Here is a 16,476-nt window from a genome sequence, read left to right on the forward strand (position 1 = left end):
GATGTCGTCGCAATCGGTCACCGCCACCCTCGCGCAGCTGTCGCCGCGCCGCCGTCGTCGTCGCCCCGTCAGCACGAAGCTGGTGGTCGGACTGTCGATCACGGGCGCCATCGTGCTGTTCGGCCTCGTCGCCCCGCTCTTCGTCGGCGACCCGTTCCGCATCCGCCCGATCGGGATCACCCCGCCGAGCGCCGAGTTCTGGCTCGGCACGACGCAGAAGGGGCAGGACATCTTCGCGCAGCTCGCCGTGTCGACGACGAACTCGCTGCTCATCGGTGTGGTCGTCGGCGTGCTCAGCCTCGTGCTCTCGGCGTTCTTCGGCATCGTCGGCGCCTACCTGGGACGCTGGTTCGACGAGGGCTTCTCGCTCATCACGAACATCGCCCTGGTCATCCCGGGGCTGCCGCTCATCATCGTCGTGTCGAGCTACGTCGAGAGCCGCGGTCTCGGGGTCGTCGCCCTGATCCTGGCGCTCACGAGCTGGGCCGGCGGCGCGCGCGTGCTGCGCGCGGTCACCTTGAGCCTGCGCAACCGCGACTACGTCGCCGCTGCACGCGTCGCCGGCGAACGCACGTTCCGCATCATCACGGTCGAGATCCTGCCGAACCTGCTGCCCATCCTCGCGTCGTCCTTCATCTTCGGCGTCGTGTCGGCGATCCTCGCCGAGGCGGGGCTGTCGTACCTCGGCCTCGGTGTGACGGGCGACTACACGTGGGGGCGCATGCTCTATGACGCGCAGATGAACTCGGCACTGCGGGCCGGGGCATGGTGGTGGTTCGTGCCGCCGGGCCTGCTCATCGCGACGCTCGGTGCCGCGCTGTCGCTCGTCAACTTCGCCCTCGACGAGATCGTGAACCCCAAGCTGCGTCTGCCCGTCGCGGCGCGTCCCCGTCGGAAGGCCCTCTCGTGAACGACATCGTGCTGAGCATCGAGGACCTGCGCATCGACTACGCCTCGGACCCCGTCGTCCACGCCGTCGCGGGAGTGAGCTTCGAGTTGCGGCGCGGCGAGATCCTCGGCATCGCGGGCGAGTCGGGATGCGGCAAGACCACCCTCGCCTACGGCATCACGCAGCTGTTGAAGCCGCCGGCCGAGGTCGTCGGCGGGGCGGTCCGCTTCCTGGGCGGTGACCAGCCGGTGCGCGTCGACGAGCTCGAGGGCGCGGCACTGCGGGCGTTCCGCTGGGATCGCATCTCGATGGTGTTCCAGGGTGCGATGAATGCGCTCAACCCGGTGCTGCGCGTGCGCGCGCAGCTCGAGGACGTGCTGACGACGCACCGCCCGACGATGACGAAGCAGGAGCGCCGCGACCGCTGCGAGCACCTCATGCGCGTCGTGGGAGTGCCGGCCGAGCGGCTCGACGCGTACGCGCACGAGCTGTCGGGCGGGATGCGCCAGCGCGTCATGATCGCGATGGCGCTGCTGCTCGACCCGCCGGTGATGATCATGGATGAGCCGACGACCGCCCTCGACGTCGTCGTGCAGCGCGAGATCATCGCCGAGATCACCCGGCTGCGCGACGAACTGGGCTTCGCCGTCATCTTCATCACGCACGACCTGCCGCTGCTGCTCGAGATCAGCGACCGGATCGCGGTCATGCGGCGCGGCGAGATCGTCGAGCTCGCCTCGACGCGAGACATCTATCACCGGCCGCGAGACCCGTACACGCGTGAGCTGCTCGCCGCGTTCCCGAGCCTCACGGGCGAACGACTGGGGTATGCCGGCGCGGCGACCTCGACGACGGAGGAGGGCGCATGAGCGCGATCGAGGCCATCGGCCTGCGCAAGACCTACGGCACGGGGCGCGGCGCCGTCGAGGCGGTGAAAGGCGTCGACCTCTCGATCGACTACGGGCAGACCGTCGCGCTGGTGGGTGAGAGCGGCAGCGGCAAGTCGACGATCGCCAAGATGCTCCTGCTGCTCGAGCAGCCCAGCGGCGGCGAGATCCTGCTCGACGGCGAGAAGCCCCCGACGCGCGGCCGCACAGCACGCGAGTACCGCACCGCGGTGCAGATGGTGTTCCAGGATCCGTTCGCCTCGCTCAACCCGTTCCATTCGATCTATCACCACATCGCCCGTCCCCTCGTGATGTCGGGGCGTGCGCGGGGACGGGCCCAGGTGCAGCGGGCCGCCGCCGAGCTGCTCGAACGCGTGCAGCTCGATCCCGACGAGTACCTGCATCGGCGCCCGCACGAGCTGTCGGGCGGGCAGCGACAGCGGGTCGCCATCGCGCGCGCTCTCGCGCCGTCCCCGCGGGTGCTGATCGCCGATGAGCCGGTGTCGATGCTCGACGTCTCCATCCGGCTCGGCGTGCTCCGCCTGCTCGCCGACATCCAGCGCCAGGACGATCTCGCGGTGCTGTACATCACGCACGACCTCGCGACCGCGCGGCACTTCTCCGACGAGATCCTCGTGATGTATCACGGCGAGATCGTCGAGCGCGGGCCGGCCGATGACGTCATCCTGCATCCGCAGCACCCGTATACGCAGCGGCTCGCGGATGCGGCGCCCGACCCGCACCGCCGCTTCGCGGAGACCTCATGACCGGCGAGGCGCGTCGCCCACAGCGGGCGCACACGTGGGTGACTCCGAAGATCTTCGCCGACCTCGCCGATCCGCAGCCCGGAGTCGCGGCGTTCTTCGATCACTACGCCGATTGGTTCGACCGCGTCGACGAGGTCGTCGTCACCTTCTGCGCCGGTAACGGCGATCATGTGCTCGCATACCCGGGCACTGGGCACGGGGCGACGAGATTCGACTGGGGCCGCTACAACTCCTACGTCGGCACCGCCGTCTCGACGCGAGACCACAACGGCCACTGGCTGCGCGTCGCGCGGGAGGACCGGGTCATCGCGGGGAATCCGTACCACGCCGGTCCGGCGTTCGTGCTGAGCGAGCAGCCCATGGACTACGCGACGCTCGCCGCGATCTACCGATCATTCCGCGACGAGGCGCGGCGGCGCGGCATCCCGCTCGTGCTGCTCGAGTACCTCGAGCCGGGCTCGGAGTTCTGCGCGTGCGTGTGGAAGACCGAGCGGCACCCCGAGGCGGCGTCCGGATGGGTGGATGCCGGCGGCAACATCGCCCCGGGTCTCCTCGATGTCGCCGCGGTGCTCGACGCCGACTCCGAGGCGTACGCGGCGTATCCGAGCGGCATCCCGGCGGGCGAGCCGGTCGAGCGTTTCGCCGCACGCCAGATCGCGGCGTTCGTCGCCGACTTCGGGCTCGATGGCATCACGCTCGGGAATCAGTTCGGCCTCATCGGAATCTGGCATCCCGAGCACGCTGTGGAGTCGACTCCCGAACGGCGCGCGTCGGTCACGCGGTTCTTCACGCGGCTGCGCGAGTTGCTCGACGCTGGTGTGGGTGCGGGCACCGGTGCGGGTGCAGGTGCCGGCGCGCGGATCTACTGGCAGGACTCGTTCTGGCCCGTCGAGGTGGAGCAGGACGTCTGGGGCATGACCGACGAGGCGTATGCGGCGCTGAGCGGCATCGTCGTGTCGAACTTCGCCGTCCTCGCGCGCGAAGACAACATCGCCGAATCGGCTCGCAGCAAGATCGCGCTGCGCGATCGCCTCGGGGGCGAGCTCGAGATCATCTACTCGCTCGACTTCGTCGACCCCTGGTACTGGTATCGGGTCTACCTCGACTCGCCGCACTTCTGGCATCGCCAGCGGGCCGTCTACGGCGAGCTGAGTGGGATGCTGGACGGCGTCATGTTCTTCGCCAACGACACGTTCGGGCACTTCGTGATGCCCGACCCGCTCGGTACGACCCTCGCCCTGCTGCCGCGACGGGCCGCCGACAGGCACGCCGATGCGTCCCGGCCCTGAGCCGGATGCCGCGCCCGCGCGGCGCCCCACCCGCGCGGTCGTGCTCGAGCTCATCCGGGTGGCGGGCCCGATCAGCCGCACCGAGCTCGCGGAGGCGACCGCGCTGACACCCGCGACCATGACCACCGTCGTCCGCGACCTCATCGCCGACGGTCTCGTCGTCGAAACCGGCGTCGGGGAGCCGACCGGCGGCAAACGGCGGACGCTCCTCGAGGCGCGGCCCGACTCGCGCTACGCGATCGGCATCGTGCTGGGGTTCGCCGCGACCTCGTACGTCGTGGTCAACGTGTGGGGCGAGCTCGTCGCCGAGCGCTCCGGGCCGGGGGCCGACCGTCTCGAGCCGGCCGAGGTCGTCCGGCGCATCGCGGACGAGGTCGACTCGATCATCGCCGAGGCGGGCATCGAGCGCGAGATCGTCGCGGGTGTGGGCATGGTCGTGCCGGGGCCGATCGACATCCTGAGTGGAGCCGCCGTGCAGCTGCCGTCATCGCTGCCCTGGTCGGACTTCAGCATTCGCGACGCGCTCGCCGAGGCTCTCGCCCTGCCGGTCGTCATGGAGAACGACGCGACCGCCGCTGCCGCGGGGGAGTACTGGTCGCGCGCGACGAACGGCCAAGGGACGTTCGCCACGATCCACATGGGCATCGGTATCGGGGCCGGCATCATGATCGCGGGCGAGCTGCTTCGCGGCATCAGCGGTAACGCGGGGGAGATCGGTCACGTGTCGATCGACCTCGACGGACCGCGCTGCCACTGCGGCAACCGCGGCTGTCTCGAGCTGTTCGCCGCACCGCCCGCGGCGGAGGAACGCTACTTCGCCGTGTCGGGCGAGCGTCGCGATTGGATCGACATCGCGGCGCGCGCGGGCGGGGGCGACGACCCCCACGCCGTCGACACGGTTGCGCAGTCGGCGGATGCGCTTGCCGTCGCGGTGACGAGCCTCGTGAACCTCCTGGACCTCGACCTCGTCGTGCTCACAGGGGCCGGGTTCGCGGGCGCCGGGCCCGTGTTCGCCGAACGGATCGGCTCGGTCCTGGACGACACCTTCTTCGCGCGCCGTTCTCACCCCGTGCGGGTCGTGGCCTCGGCCGACCCGAGCCGCTCGGCCGCCCTCGGCGGTGCCGCGATCGTGCTGCGCGAGGCGCTGGCGGGTCCGCGGGCTCAGGTCTGAGCGGCGCGCGAGAGGCGCTCGACGGCATCCCAATCGCCGGCGCGGAGCGCGTCGGCCGGCACCATCCACGAGCCGCTGACGGCGAACACGGCGGGGTCGGCGAGGTACTCCGCGGCGTTGGCGGCCGAGACCCCGCCCGACGGCAGGAACCGCACGTCGGGGAACGGGCCGGCGAACGCCCGGACCGCGGCGAGGCCGCCGACGAGTCCCGCGGGGAAGAGCTTCAGATAGCGGAGGCCGCGGCGCAGCGCCGCCTGGATGTCGCTGGCCGTGGCGACGCCGGGCACGATCGGCAGGCCGCGCTCGGTGCAGCGGTCGACGACGTCCGCGTCGAAGCCCGGCGAGACGGCGAATGCGGCTCCCGCCTCGACGACCGCGTCGACCTGGTCGGGGTCGACGACGGTGCCGGCGCCCACGAGGATGTCGCCACGATCGCGCAGCGCGCGGATGGCGTCGATGCCCGCTGCGGTCCGCAGCGTGATCTCAGCGCACCGGATGCCGCCGGCCACGAGCGCGTCGGCGAGAGGGTGCGCGTCATCCGCATCGTGCAGCACCACGACCGGCACGATCGGTTCGCCGCGCAGCGGTCCGGCGTCGGGGATGCCCCCACGCTTCATCAGGCGTCCTGCGACGTCGGGGCGACCACGATCTCGCGGAAGCTGATGTGCTGGGGCAGCTGGTAGGCGGTCAGGATCGCCTGCGCGATGTCGCCGGGACGCAGGCCGCCGCCGATGCTGCTCTTGTAGTCGAGGTAGCCGTCGAGGACGGCGCCCTCGCCGGTGTTGCCGAGCAGACCGGTGTCGACCATCCCCGGGGCGACGAGCAGCACCCGCACGCCGTGAGCGGCGTTCTCGCGGCGAAGCCCCTCGGTCATGGCGTGGACGGCGTACTTCGTGCCGTTGTAGACGGTGTGGTCGGTGTACAGCTGCTTGCCCGCGATCGAGCCGATGTTGACGATCGTGCCGCGGCGGCGCGCCTGCATCCCGGGCAGCACGAGCTGGCTGTTCTTCATGAGCGCGACGCAGTTGACGTCGAACTGCTCCTGGACGAGCGCGGGATCCTGCTCGGCCACCGCCGACAGGGCCATGAGCCCCGCGTTGTTGACCAGCAGGTCGGCGGGGCCGAAGCGCTCCTCGGCGCGGGCGAGCGCGTCGGCCACCGCCGCGGTGTCCGTGACGTCGACGGCGGCGAGCTCGGCGTTCTCGAGGCCGAGCTCGACCATGGGCTCGAGGCGACGGGCGATGAGCAGCAGGGGGTGGCCTGCGGCGGCGAAGGCCCGCGCGGTGGCGGCGCCGATGCCGGAGCTCGCGCCGGTGATGACGACGAGGGGAAGGTCGGTCATGAGGAGTTCTCCTGTGTCGGGGTGAGGGAGGCGAGCGCCGAGACGGCCGCGTCGAATCGATCTCGGGCGCCGGCGTACGACTCGGGTGAGGTCGGCACGATCTCGTCGAGGCCCGTGTGCGCGGCATCCGTTCGCCCGTAGTCGTCCCAGATGCCGAGTCCGACGAGTGCGATGGCGGCCGCGCCGAGCGTCGCGGCCTGCTGGTCCACGGCCGAGCGCTGCAGGGGAGATCGCAGGATGTCGGCATAGATGCCGTTCCACAGAGGAGAACGACTGCCGCCGCCGGTGATGAGCAGCGCCTCGCGCGAGCCGCTGAGCTCGCGCATGAGCGTCAGGCTGCGGTCGAGCGAGAACGCGATGCCTTCGAGGCAGGCGCGTACGAGGTCGGCGGGACCGGCGCCCAGGTGGAGACCCGTGAAGCCGCCCCGGACACCGCTGCCGCCCTCGAGCGGAGTGCCGCCGGCGAGGGTGGGGACGAAGCTCACGCCGCGGGCCCCGGGGACGCTGCCGGCCGCGAGATCGATGAACGCCGCGGTGTCGGTGCCCGGCGCGAGGGTCGCGTGCAGCCACTCGAGGCTCGTGCCGCTGCTGAAGGTCGACAGGGCGCTGACGAACATGCCGGGGATCGCGTGCGCGAAGACGTAGGGACGCGCGTGCTCATCGATGACCGGTCGCGCCGAGGTGACGGTGATCCAGCTCGACGACCCCAGCGCGGCGTAGATGCGCCCTTCGGCGGTGCCGCGCGAGCCGAGTGCCATGGCCGCGTTGTCGACGGCGCCGGCGAACACGGGGATGCCGGTCGGCAGGTCGAGCGCTGTGGCGGCCGCCCGGGTGAGCGAGCCCACCCGCTCCGACGACGGCGCGATGCGCGGAAGAACGTCGCGATGGAGGTCGGCGGCGGCGAGTAGTTCGTCGTCGTAGTCGCCCGTCGCGAGGTCGTAGGCTCCGCTGCCCGACGCCATCGAGGGGTCGGTCGCGAGCTGGCCGGTCAGGCGCAGGTTGATCCAGTCCTTCGATCCGACGAGGTGCCGCGTGCGCGCCCAGGAGCCGGGGTCTTCCGCGCGGAACGCGGCGGCCTTCGTCAGCGGGTACAGCGCGGCCCCGAACCCGTTGCCGGTGCGCCGGTACCACTCGGCCTCGGACAGGTCGCCGAAGACGGCATCCGGGCGCCCGCGGGTGTCGGACCAGATCGGGGTCGTGGGAGCGACGAGCTCGCCGTCGTCGTCGATCTGGACGGCGCCGAGACTCTGACCCGACAGGGCGATGCCGGCGATGCGCTCGCGTGCTCCGGGGGAGCGTTCCAGCAGCTGCCGGGTCGACGCGGCGACGGCATCCCACCAGTCGGCCGGTCTCTGCTCGTTGCGTCCGGGCGCGGGATGGCTCGTCGGGTAGGGCACGACGGTCTCGGCGAGCATCGTCGCCGCGGGCGTCCACAACGAGGCCTTGCAGCCCCCGGTGCCGAGGTCGTAGGCCAGGACGAGGTCTGGCGCCGCGCCGAGGTCGGTCATCGTCAGCGCGTCGAGCCGGCGAGCTCGCCGAGCCGGTCGAACGACGCTCCCGAGGTGGGGATGTCGACGTCGAACACCTCGGCGATCACCTGCGTCCAGCCGTGCACGAAGTAGATCCATCCGTCTTCGACCTGTAGTGCGCGGGACTGCTCCTGCGCACGTGCCTGGTCGAGGAACACGAGGTCGCCGCGGTAGTTGAGGTCCCACGCGACGCCGTGCTCGGGGAAGACACCGGCGGCGGTGAGCGGCGAGCCGGGCGCGTCCTTGCCGAGACCGGTCGCGTTGACCACGAGCGAGCGCGGCGCGAGACCGGCGAGCACGCGATCGTTGTCTTCGGGCGTCGGAGTCAGGACGTACTCGAAGACGGTGTCGGTATCGAGCTCGGCATGGATCGCGCGGATGTGGTCGAGGCGCTGCGCCGACCGGTTGGTGACGATGATGCGCCGGGGGCGGTCGGCGCCCGACTCACGACGCGAGAGGTACCAGCTGATGGCGATCGTCGAGCCACCGGCACCCATGCAGAGGGCGTCGGCACCCGAGCCGTCCCAGTACCCGCGGGGCAGGAACGCGTCGAGGGCGAGGCCGCTCGAGATCGGGTCCTTCGCGTGGCAGATGAGCCGCCCGCCGCGCTTGGAGATGCAGCTCGTCTCGCCCATGAGGCGCGCGAACGGGTCGATCTCGTCGAACATGTCGGCGCAGGCGGCGTAGAGGTCGATCTTGTGGGTGGTGACGAGGGCGCCGAGGCTCAACGGGTCGTTCGCGATGAACTCGACGACCCGGCGGTAGTCCTCACGCGGTGCATGGAGGGGCAGGTCGATGCCCTGCAGCACGGCGCCGTCGAGCCCGAGCTCGTCGGCCCAGCGTGGGAACACCTGCTGGATCGACGATCGGCCGGTCGTCACGCCGATGAAGTAGAGCGTCGGGGTCTGCGCCGGCCGCAGCTCGGCCGCGTTCATGGTCTGGATGATGCTCATGCGTCGTCTCCCCGTTCGCCTGCCGCCGCCGCGACCGCCGCGACGGCCGAGTCGGCGTTCATGCCGAACCGGGTGACCCCCAGGGCCGCCATGGTCCGGATCGTCTCGATGTCGCGGATGCCGCCGGCGGCCTTCATGGCGGCGCGGCCGTCGACCTGGTCGGCGATGATCCGGATGTGATCGATCGTCGTGGGGCGGCCCGACCACCCGGTGCCCGTCTTGATCCACGGGATTCCGGCCGCGACGGCGGCATCCACGCCACGGCGGATCGCGGCCTCGTCGAGGTGCCCGACCTCGAGGATCGCGCGCAGCGGCACCCGTCCGCCGACCACGTCCGCGACCGCGGCGAGCTCGTCGGTCACGTAGTCGGTCTCGCCCGAGCGCAGGCGGCCGATCGCCACGACGACGTCGAGCTCCTGCGCGCCGAGATCGAGCAGCTCGCGCGCCTCGGCGACCTTCGTCGCGGTGGTCGCACCGCCGCTGGGGAAGCCGACGGGCGATCCGGCGAGGACGCGAGACCCGGTGAGCAGCTCGCGGATGACGGGGAGCCACCCCGGAAGGACATGCGCGCTGACGAAGCCTCCCGCGACGGCGCGCCGCGCGAGCTCCTCGACGTCGGCGCGCGCGTGCTGCGCCTGGACGCAGCTGATGTCGATATGCGCGGCGAGGTCGGCCAGGACGCTCTCGGCGCCGGGTGCGATGGTGGTGTCAGGCACGGTAGCCTCCGTGGTCCGGATTGGGGCGGGTGGTCCAGCCGCCGGTGTCGTCGGCGACCACGAGCTGGCTCATCCCGCCCGCGCGTTCGATGATGCCGTAGTCCTGCCCCGCCTCGGTCGCGTACGCGAACAGTGTCACGAGCAGCTCGTCGCCGACGTTGACGCTGCGGTGCACCCATCCGCCCGGCACGTGGACGGCGACGCCGGGTGCGATCGGCAGGGCCCGAGACTCTCCGTCGACGCTGTCGAGGAGCATGACGCCCGACCCCGAGATGCCGAAGTACAGCTCCGCGAATTCGGCCTGTGCGTGCAGGTGGCCGCGCGTCATCGCCCATTCGTCGCCGACTCGGCCGGGGCGCAGCACGCTGAGCCCGATCGTGAGGGCTCCGCGGCCGGTGTCGGGTGTGCTGCTGTCGACCCAGTACACGGGAGTCCCGTCATCGGCCGCGACGGCGGTCTCGAAGGCTTCGGCATCGCGGTAGAGGCCGCGCAGGTCGGCGAGGTGCTTCTCGTACCGTTCGGTGGGACCCGCGAGAGCTCCGGCGAGGGCCTCGACGGTGAGGGCGGCGGGTTCAGCCGGTCGTGCAGCGGCGCACATGCTCACATCCATTCATCACGACCCGGGTCTCGGATCGGTAGTGATACTACGTGAATAGGCGTGCGAGGTGCAACGAACGCGCGTAAGCGCGGCAGGAGGCGCGGTATTCCGGTAGTTGTGCTACTTCTAGAGGGTGACTTTCCATGCCCTGTATTCCGGCTGGCACCTCACGCACGTCGCTGGAGACGTGCCGGAGACCTTCGCCGAGACCACTCGTTCGAGCATCCCTGCGACGGTGCCCGGAGTCGTGCACACCGATCTGCTGGCCGCCGGCCTGATCCCCGACCCCTACATCGACGACAACGAGTCGGCGCTCGCCTGGATCGGTCACTCCGACTGGGCGTACGAGACGACCTTCGCCTGGTCGGACGACGGCGAGGCGATCCACGACCTCGTCGCGCACGGGCTCGATACCGTCGCTCGCGTGAGTCTGAACGGTCGAGAGCTGGGCCGAACCGTCAATCAGCACCGCACCTACCGGTGGCGGCTCGGCGCGCTGCTCCGCGAGGGCGACAACGTCCTGCGCGTCGAGTTCTCGTCGCCCATCGCCTACGCCCGTGAGCGGGAGGCGGTCCTGGGTGAGCGTCCGCACTCATACGTCCATCCCTTCAACACGATCCGCAAGTCGGCGTGCAACTTCGGGTGGGACTGGGGTCCCGCCGTGGTGACGGCCGGCATCTGGCGTGACATCGGCATCGAGGGCTGGAGCGACGTCCGCATCGCCGCCCTTCGTCCCGTCATCGGCGTCGATGACGACCCGCGGCGGGTCGACGTTCACGTCGAGCTTGAGTGGCAGGCGCTCGACGCGGATGCCGCCGGCACGGGGGCCCGCGAGATCGTGGCCGAGGTCGCGGGCGCGCGTGCTGCCGCATCGGTCGCGCACGGTGACGCTCGCGTGACCCTGTCGCTGCGCGCCGCGGATGCCGAGCTGTGGTGGCCCCGGGGCTACGGCGACCAGCCGCTGTACGACCTGCGGGTCGCGGTCGGCGAGGTCGAGGCCGGTCGTCGCATCGGCTTCCGCTCGGTGAGGCTCGACGTCGAGGCGGACGAGGATGGCAGCCCCTTCGCGCTCGTCGTCAACGGTCGTCCCGTGTACATCAAGGGCGCGAACTGGATTCCCGAGGACACCTTCTTTCCGCGCGTGACGCGCGAGCGTCTCGCCGAGCGATTCGACGACGCCGTCGACGCGAACATGAACCTGCTGCGCGTCTGGGGCGGCGGGATCTACGAGTCGGAGGACTTCTACGACCTCGCCGACGAGCGCGGCATCCTGGTCTGGCAGGACTTCCTGCTCGCGTGCGCGGCCTACAGCGAGGACGCCGAGCTGTGGGACGAGTTCGCCGCTGAGGCGCGCGACAACGTCGCCCGCCTGACCGGCCGCGCGAGCCTCGTGATCTGGAACGGCGGGAACGAGAACATCTGGGGTTGGGTCGACTGGAAGTGGCGGCCCCGGCTGCGCGGTGCGACGTGGGGCGACGGCTACTACCAGCGGCTCTTCCCCGAGATCGTGGCCGAGCTCGCGCCCACGACGCCCTACTCGCCCGGAAGCCCGTACGGCTTCAGCTCGTACGTGCACCCCAACGACCCCGCGCACGGCACGACGCACATCTGGGACGTCTGGAATCAGGTCGACTACGACGTCTACCGCACGTACCGCCCGCGGTTCGTATCCGAGTTCGGCTTCCAAGGTCCGCCCGCATGGTCGACGCTGTTCTCCGTCGTCCACGATGAGCCGGCCGACCCGTACGGCCCGCTCATGCTCGTGCACCAGAAGGCGCAGGACGGCAACGGCAAGCTCGAGCGGGGCCTCGGCGCCCATATCGCCGCGCCGCGCTCGATCGAGGACTGGCACTGGGCGACTCAGCTCAATCAGGCGCGCGCTGTGCGCTTCGGGATCGAGCACTTCCGGTCTCTGCATCCCCTCAACCAGGGTGCGATCGTCTGGCAGCTCAACGACTGCTGGCCGGTCATCTCGTGGGCCGCCGTCGATGGGCACGGTCATCGCAAGCCGCTGTGGCACGCGCTGCGCGCCGTGTACGCCGACCGCTTCGTCACCATCCAGCCACGCGGGCGGGGCCTGGCCGTCGTCCTGCACAACGACACGGATGCGGTGTGGGATGCCGCGCTGTCGCTGCGGCGTATCGGGTTCGAGGGTGCGGTCTCGGCCGACGAGCCGGCCACGGTGAGCATCGCACCCCGCCAGGCGGTGACGGTGCCGGTGCCCGACACAGTCGCCACGGCGTCGGATCCGGCCCGCGAGCTGATCGCCGCCGAGCTGTCGACCGAGGAGCGCGCACTCTGGTACTTCGCCGAGGACCCCATGCTCGCGCTCGAGCCCGATGGGTTCGAGGCCTCCGCGGTCGCGACCGATGCGGGCTACGAGGTGCGCATGACGGCTCGATCGCTCGTGAAGGACCTCGTGCTGCAGGTCGACCGCATCGACGCGACGGCGCGAGTGGATCGCGGCCTCGTGACGCTGCTTCCCGGAGAGAGCGAGACGTTCACCATCACGGCCCCTGCCGGGATCGATCCGCACGTCTTCACGGCGCCCGGCATCATCCGCTCGGCCGGCGATCTGAACCCCGTCCGCGTCTGACGGAAAGTCCCCGCCGCCGGCTCGCTCGCGTCAGACGCGCCAGGCTAGCCAGGCGGCGGGGTTCCGTCGCAGGACGCGATCGACGACGTCGTCGCCGGCGGCGTCGCGCAGGCGTGGCACGAAGCGGTCGCCGAGATAGCGCAGGCCCGGGATGCCGCCGTAGGCGCGGTACCGCGTCGCGCGGGCGACGTCGCCCCCGAGCAGCACGCGGTCGGCGCCGCCGCGCCGCGCGGTCTCGGTGAGGCAGTCGATCAGCACCGCGTCGGGCCAGTCGCGCGCCCGCGCAGCGCCGTCGTAACCGAGGAACGCGCCGCGCGCGGCGAGCTCCGCGTGCAGGCCCGGGTCGGGATTGCGGTCGATGTGGGCGAGCGCGACGCGATCGGCTGCGACGCCGACGGACGCGAGGGCGTCGAGGGCCTCGTGGGCGGCCGAGCCGTGCTCGAGGTGCACCATGACCGGGGCGCCGGTGTCGCGATGAGCGGCTCCGACCGCGGCGATCGCCCGGCGGGCGGCGTCATCGATGCGCCAATAGCCGAGGCCGGCCTTGAGCACCCCGGCGCGCGGCGCGGCATCCTGGTCGGGCTCCGAGTCGAGGGACGCCGGCGAGAGCCCCTCGGCGGCACCGACCGTCAGGTCGCGGTGGAATGCGGCCACGAGCTCGTCCTCGGATGCCCGGAGCAGCGGGTGGTCCGCGGCGTAGTGCTCGCGGCGGTGGACGCCGGTGGTCATGACGACGGTGAGGCCCGTGGCGCGCGAGATGCGGCGGATCGCGTCAGGTCGTCGTCCCAGGCCGAGCGGGGTCGCGTCGACGAGCGCGGCGAAGCCCGACTCTCGCAGCTCGGCTGCCTCGCGCCCCGAGGCGTCTTCGTCGTCGAGGTCGTCGCCCGGCAGCAGCGGGGAGCGCTGAAACAGGTGCTCGTGGTAGTTCACGGTGCCGAGGGCGTCGGGCTCGACGTCGCCCGTCACCGTGCGGACCTGCCCGCGCATCCCGGTCATGGCATCGCTCATGGCGCGACCGGGTGCCGCGGCTCACGGCCCTCGAGCACGGCACGCAGATCGGCGGTCGCCATGCGACCCATGCCGTCGACGCCCTCGCGGGTCTGGGCGGCGAGGTGGGGTGTGACGATGACCCGATCGGCGAGGTCGGGGGCGAGGAGGGGTGAGGCGCCCTCGCCATGGTTCTCGGTCGCCAGGGTGTCGGCTGCGTAGGCCCAGACGCGGCCGGAGCGCAGCGCGGCGGCGACGGCATCCTCGTCGATGAGGTCGGCGCGCGCGGTGTTCACCAGCAGCACCGGACGATCGGATGCGCCGAGCCAGGCGTCGTCGACGACGGTCTGGCCCCCGGGGGCGTGCAGGGTGACGACGTCGCACGATCGGGCGAGGTCGTCGGCGGACGCTCGCTCGATCTCGTCGAAGATCGGGTCGTCGGTCGGCACCCAGGGGTCGGCACCGAGCACGCGCGGACGGAATCCGCCGAGGCGCTCGATGACGAGGCGTCCGATGCGCCCGAGGCCGAGCACTCCGACGGTGAGGGCCGACAGCTCGCGTGCCTGCCAGCCCGACCAGTCGCCCGCCCGCACGCGGCGGTCGGCGGCGGGCACGCCCCGGAGGGCGGCCAGGAGGAGGGCGACGGTGTGCTCGGCGACCGCGCTCGAGTTCGCTCCGGGGGTGTTGGTGACGACGACGCCGCGCGCCGCGGCCGCCGCGACGTCCACTTTGTCGATCCCGACGCCGTAGCGTGCGACGACCCGCAGTGCGGGTGCGAGCTCGAGGTGCGCCGCCGTGACCGGGCCGGTGCCGGCGATCCATCCGTCGACGCCGGGCAGGAGCGCCTCGAGCTCCGCGAGGTCGTGAGCGGGGCTCGATCGCACGACTTCGTAGCCGGCGGCGTCCAGCTCGGCGGCGAAGTCGGTGCCGCCGCCGCCGAACGACCGCGAGGTGACCAGCACCCGGCGGCGCGCGGCCGACGTCACGACGCCTGCTCGCCGCCCGCGGCCTGCTCGTCGTCGGCGTCGCGGTGGCGCATCGACGCGAGCTCGCTTTTCATCCGCCGGATGGCTGCGGTGTGCTCGGGGCTGCGGCGCAGCGCGACGCCCGTGGCGAGGATGTCGATGACGACGAGACCGGCGAGGCGGCTGGTCGACGGCGTGTAGACGTCGGTGTCCTCGAAGGTGCGTGCGATCAGCGGCACTGTGGCGATCTCCGACAGCGGGCTCTGGCGTCCGGTGATGGAGATGACGGACGCGCCGGCCTTGCGCGCCGCCTCGGCGACGATCATCGTCTGCTCGGTGTGGCCGGTGTTCGAGATCGCGACGGTGACCGAGCGCGGGCCGCTCATCGTCGCGGCGATGAACTGCTGGTGGAAGTCTTCGGGTGCCTGGCACGGCACGCCGAAGAGGGGGAACTTCTGCTGCGCGTCCTGCGCGATGATGCCGCTCGCGCCGAAGCCGACGAACAGGATGTCGGATGCGTCGAGGATCAGCGCGATGGCGTCTTCGACCGCCGCGGCGTCGAGCGTGCGGCGAGCCCGATCGAGGCTCGAGATCGTGTGGTCGAAGATCTTCTCCGACAGGTCGGCGCTCGAGTCGTCGGGTGTGATCGACGAGTGCGTCACGGGCAGGCCGAGCGCGAGCGTCTGAGCGAGCTGGATGCGGAAGTCCTGGAACCCTTCGCACCCGACCGAGGCGCAGAAGCGCATCACCGTCGGCTCGCTCACCTCGGCGGCTTCGGCCAGCCCGGCCATCGTGAACTGCACCGCCCCGACGGGGTTGTCGAGCACGATGGCTGCGACGCGCTGTTCTGATCGCCGCAGGCTCGGAAGCTGCCGGGTGATGCGCTCCAGCAGCGTGTCGCTCGAGTCCTCCGTGCGTGCTGCCGTGGTGCCGGATGCGCCGGGTGCGGTGTCCGTGGTCACGGATCCCCCCTCCATGTAGTATCGCTACAAACCTTACCCCACCACCCCCGAAGGGCACAGAGATGTACCGCGAACGGCTCGAACTGGACGGCAGAGTGGCCGTCGTCACCGGCGGATCCCGGGGCATCGGACTCGCCTGCGTCACGGCGCTGCGCGAGTTCGGAGCGACCGTCGTCATCGCCGACCTCCTCGACGACGTCGGCCGCGCGGCCGCAGAATCATTCGACGGCGGGGTCGAGTACGTGCACCTCGACGTGACCGACGCGGCGGGGGTCGCCGAGGTGTTCGCCGACGTCGCCGCTCGCCACGGCCGGCTCGACATCCTGGTGACCTCGGCGGGCATCGCCAACCATCAGCCCTCCTCCGAGATCACGCGCGAGGCATGGGATGCGGTGCTCGCGGTCAACGCGACCGGAACCTTCTGGTGCGCCCGCGAGGCCGCCCGGCACATGACCCGTGGTGCGTCGATCGTCGCCATCGGCTCGATGTCGGGCGAGCTCGCGAACGCGCCGCAGAGGCAGGCCGCCTACAACGCGTCGAAGGGCGCGGTCCACCTCGCGGTGAAGTCGCTCGCCGTCGAGTACGTCGATGCCGGCATCCGGGTCAATGCCGTCGCGCCGGGCTACATCGGCACCGACCTGACGAAGGACGGGGTGCCTGGCGAGTGGTGGGACGACTGGATCCGGCGCACCCCGATGCAGCGACTCGGCGCGCCCGAGGAGGTCGCGTCGCTCGTCGCCTTCCTCGCGTCGGATGCCGCCTCGTACCTGACCGGGTCGATCGTGCTCGCTGACGGAGGCTACTCGGCCTGGTGACCGGGCCGGT

General features: G+C 71.4%; 16 protein-coding genes. 7 read left to right on the top strand and 9 right to left on the bottom strand.

The features are described from left to right. The first annotated feature begins 1 nt into the window (after nt 1). From MTS1_RS16475 to MTS1_RS10110, 5 genes are read left to right on the top strand one after another with little or no spacing between them, the layout of a single operon-like run. Nucleotides 2–910, top strand: coding sequence for an ABC transporter permease (locus tag MTS1_RS16475; RefSeq protein WP_023953574.1), 909 nt, complete (start codon nt 2–4; stop codon nt 908–910). Beyond that, a complete protein-coding gene (locus tag MTS1_RS16480; protein WP_023953575.1) occupies nt 907–1,758 on the top strand; it encodes an ABC transporter ATP-binding protein in 852 nt (283 codons plus the stop codon). The genes MTS1_RS16475 and MTS1_RS16480 overlap by 4 nt, the downstream gene beginning before the upstream one ends. Beyond that, nucleotides 1,755–2,543, top strand: a complete 789-nt coding sequence (locus MTS1_RS10100) for an ABC transporter ATP-binding protein (RefSeq protein WP_023953576.1) — start codon at nt 1,755–1,757, stop codon at nt 2,541–2,543. Before MTS1_RS16480 ends, MTS1_RS10100 begins: the two co-directional genes overlap by 4 nt. After that, entirely contained in the window at nt 2,540–3,832 is a 1,293-nt protein-coding gene (locus tag MTS1_RS10105; RefSeq protein ID WP_023953577.1) for an ATP-grasp enzyme, read from the top strand. Before MTS1_RS10100 ends, MTS1_RS10105 begins: the two co-directional genes overlap by 4 nt. Continuing rightward, nucleotides 3,816–5,003 (top strand): ROK family transcriptional regulator, encoded by a 1,188-nt coding sequence (locus MTS1_RS10110; RefSeq protein WP_023953578.1) that lies wholly within the window; start codon nt 3,816–3,818, stop codon nt 5,001–5,003. Before MTS1_RS10105 ends, MTS1_RS10110 begins: the two co-directional genes overlap by 17 nt. Here the strand turns inward: MTS1_RS10110 and eda are convergent. From eda to MTS1_RS10140, 6 genes are read right to left on the bottom strand one after another with little or no spacing between them, the layout of a single operon-like run. After that, nucleotides 4,994–5,620, bottom strand: a complete 627-nt coding sequence (eda, locus tag MTS1_RS10115; protein WP_023953579.1) for a bifunctional 4-hydroxy-2-oxoglutarate aldolase/2-dehydro-3-deoxy-phosphogluconate aldolase — start codon at nt 5,618–5,620, stop codon at nt 4,994–4,996. The two genes, MTS1_RS10110 and eda, sit on opposite strands and share 10 nt — an antisense overlap. After that, nucleotides 5,620–6,345 carry an SDR family oxidoreductase gene (locus MTS1_RS10120; RefSeq protein WP_023953580.1) on the bottom strand — a complete coding sequence of 242 codons (726 nt, stop codon included), beginning with the start codon at nt 6,343–6,345 and terminating at the stop codon, nt 5,620–5,622. Before MTS1_RS10120 ends, eda begins: the two co-directional genes overlap by 1 nt. Continuing rightward, nucleotides 6,342–7,853 carry an FGGY-family carbohydrate kinase gene (locus MTS1_RS10125; RefSeq protein ID WP_023953581.1) on the bottom strand — a complete coding sequence of 504 codons (1,512 nt, stop codon included), beginning with the start codon at nt 7,851–7,853 and terminating at the stop codon, nt 6,342–6,344. Before MTS1_RS10125 ends, MTS1_RS10120 begins: the two co-directional genes overlap by 4 nt. 2 nt (nt 7,854–7,855) lie before the next feature. Beyond that, entirely contained in the window at nt 7,856–8,827 is a 972-nt protein-coding gene (locus MTS1_RS10130) for a shikimate dehydrogenase (RefSeq protein ID WP_023953582.1), read from the bottom strand. Then, nucleotides 8,824–9,543, bottom strand: coding sequence for a deoxyribose-phosphate aldolase (deoC, locus tag MTS1_RS10135; RefSeq protein ID WP_023953583.1), 720 nt, complete (start codon nt 9,541–9,543; stop codon nt 8,824–8,826). The genes MTS1_RS10130 and deoC overlap by 4 nt, the downstream gene beginning before the upstream one ends. Continuing rightward, nucleotides 9,536–10,141 (bottom strand): glucose-6-phosphate isomerase family protein, encoded by a 606-nt coding sequence (locus MTS1_RS10140; RefSeq protein ID WP_023953584.1) that lies wholly within the window; start codon nt 10,139–10,141, stop codon nt 9,536–9,538. Before MTS1_RS10140 ends, deoC begins: the two co-directional genes overlap by 8 nt. Before the next feature lie 133 nt (nt 10,142–10,274). Here MTS1_RS10140 and MTS1_RS10145 point away from each other — a divergent pair, with 133 nt between their 5' ends. Beyond that, nucleotides 10,275–12,737 carry a glycoside hydrolase family 2 protein gene (locus MTS1_RS10145; RefSeq protein ID WP_023953585.1) on the top strand — a complete coding sequence of 821 codons (2,463 nt, stop codon included), beginning with the start codon at nt 10,275–10,277 and terminating at the stop codon, nt 12,735–12,737. A 30-nt stretch (nt 12,738–12,767) separates the two neighbouring features. Here the strand turns inward: MTS1_RS10145 and MTS1_RS10150 are convergent, their stop codons facing one another. From MTS1_RS10150 to MTS1_RS10160, 3 genes are read right to left on the bottom strand one after another with little or no spacing between them, the layout of a single operon-like run. Further along, nucleotides 12,768–13,745 (bottom strand): phosphotriesterase, encoded by a 978-nt coding sequence (locus MTS1_RS10150; protein WP_023953586.1) that lies wholly within the window; start codon nt 13,743–13,745, stop codon nt 12,768–12,770. After that, entirely contained in the window at nt 13,742–14,710 is a 969-nt protein-coding gene (locus MTS1_RS10155) for an NAD(P)-dependent oxidoreductase (RefSeq protein WP_023953587.1), read from the bottom strand. Before MTS1_RS10155 ends, MTS1_RS10150 begins: the two co-directional genes overlap by 4 nt. Further along, nucleotides 14,707–15,651 (bottom strand): SIS domain-containing protein, encoded by a 945-nt coding sequence (locus MTS1_RS10160; protein ID WP_233494918.1) that lies wholly within the window; start codon nt 15,649–15,651, stop codon nt 14,707–14,709. Before MTS1_RS10160 ends, MTS1_RS10155 begins: the two co-directional genes overlap by 4 nt. Nucleotides 15,652–15,713: 62 nt before the next feature. Between MTS1_RS10160 and MTS1_RS10165 the strand changes: the two genes are divergently transcribed. Further along, nucleotides 15,714–16,466, top strand: coding sequence for an SDR family NAD(P)-dependent oxidoreductase (locus MTS1_RS10165; protein ID WP_023953589.1), 753 nt, complete (start codon nt 15,714–15,716; stop codon nt 16,464–16,466). Nucleotides 16,467–16,476 lie beyond the last annotated feature (10 nt).

Source organism: Microbacterium sp. TS-1, assembly GCF_000509385.1.
Classification (GTDB): domain Bacteria; phylum Actinomycetota; class Actinomycetes; order Actinomycetales; family Microbacteriaceae; genus Microbacterium; species Microbacterium arborescens.

Coding starts and splice junctions, on each gene's coding strand:
- MTS1_RS10110 (WP_023953578.1), top strand. CDS start 3,816: ATGCGTCCCGGCCCTGAGCCGGATGCCGCGCCCGCGCGGCGCCCCACC.
- MTS1_RS10165 (WP_023953589.1), top strand. CDS start 15,714: ATGTACCGCGAACGGCTCGAACTGGACGGCAGAGTGGCCGTCGTCACC.
- eda (WP_023953579.1), bottom strand. CDS start 5,620: ATGAAGCGTGGGGGCATCCCCGACGCCGGACCGCTGCGCGGCGAACCG.
- MTS1_RS10100 (WP_023953576.1), top strand. CDS start 1,755: ATGAGCGCGATCGAGGCCATCGGCCTGCGCAAGACCTACGGCACGGGG.
- MTS1_RS10140 (WP_023953584.1), bottom strand. CDS start 10,141: ATGTGCGCCGCTGCACGACCGGCTGAACCCGCCGCCCTCACCGTCGAG.
- MTS1_RS10105 (WP_023953577.1), top strand. CDS start 2,540: ATGACCGGCGAGGCGCGTCGCCCACAGCGGGCGCACACGTGGGTGACT.
- MTS1_RS10150 (WP_023953586.1), bottom strand. CDS start 13,745: ATGAGCGATGCCATGACCGGGATGCGCGGGCAGGTCCGCACGGTGACG.
- MTS1_RS10120 (WP_023953580.1), bottom strand. CDS start 6,345: ATGACCGACCTTCCCCTCGTCGTCATCACCGGCGCGAGCTCCGGCATC.
- MTS1_RS10130 (WP_023953582.1), bottom strand. CDS start 8,827: ATGAGCATCATCCAGACCATGAACGCGGCCGAGCTGCGGCCGGCGCAG.
- MTS1_RS10125 (WP_023953581.1), bottom strand. CDS start 7,853: ATGACCGACCTCGGCGCGGCGCCAGACCTCGTCCTGGCCTACGACCTC.
- MTS1_RS16475 (WP_023953574.1), top strand. CDS start 2: ATGTCGTCGCAATCGGTCACCGCCACCCTCGCGCAGCTGTCGCCGCGC.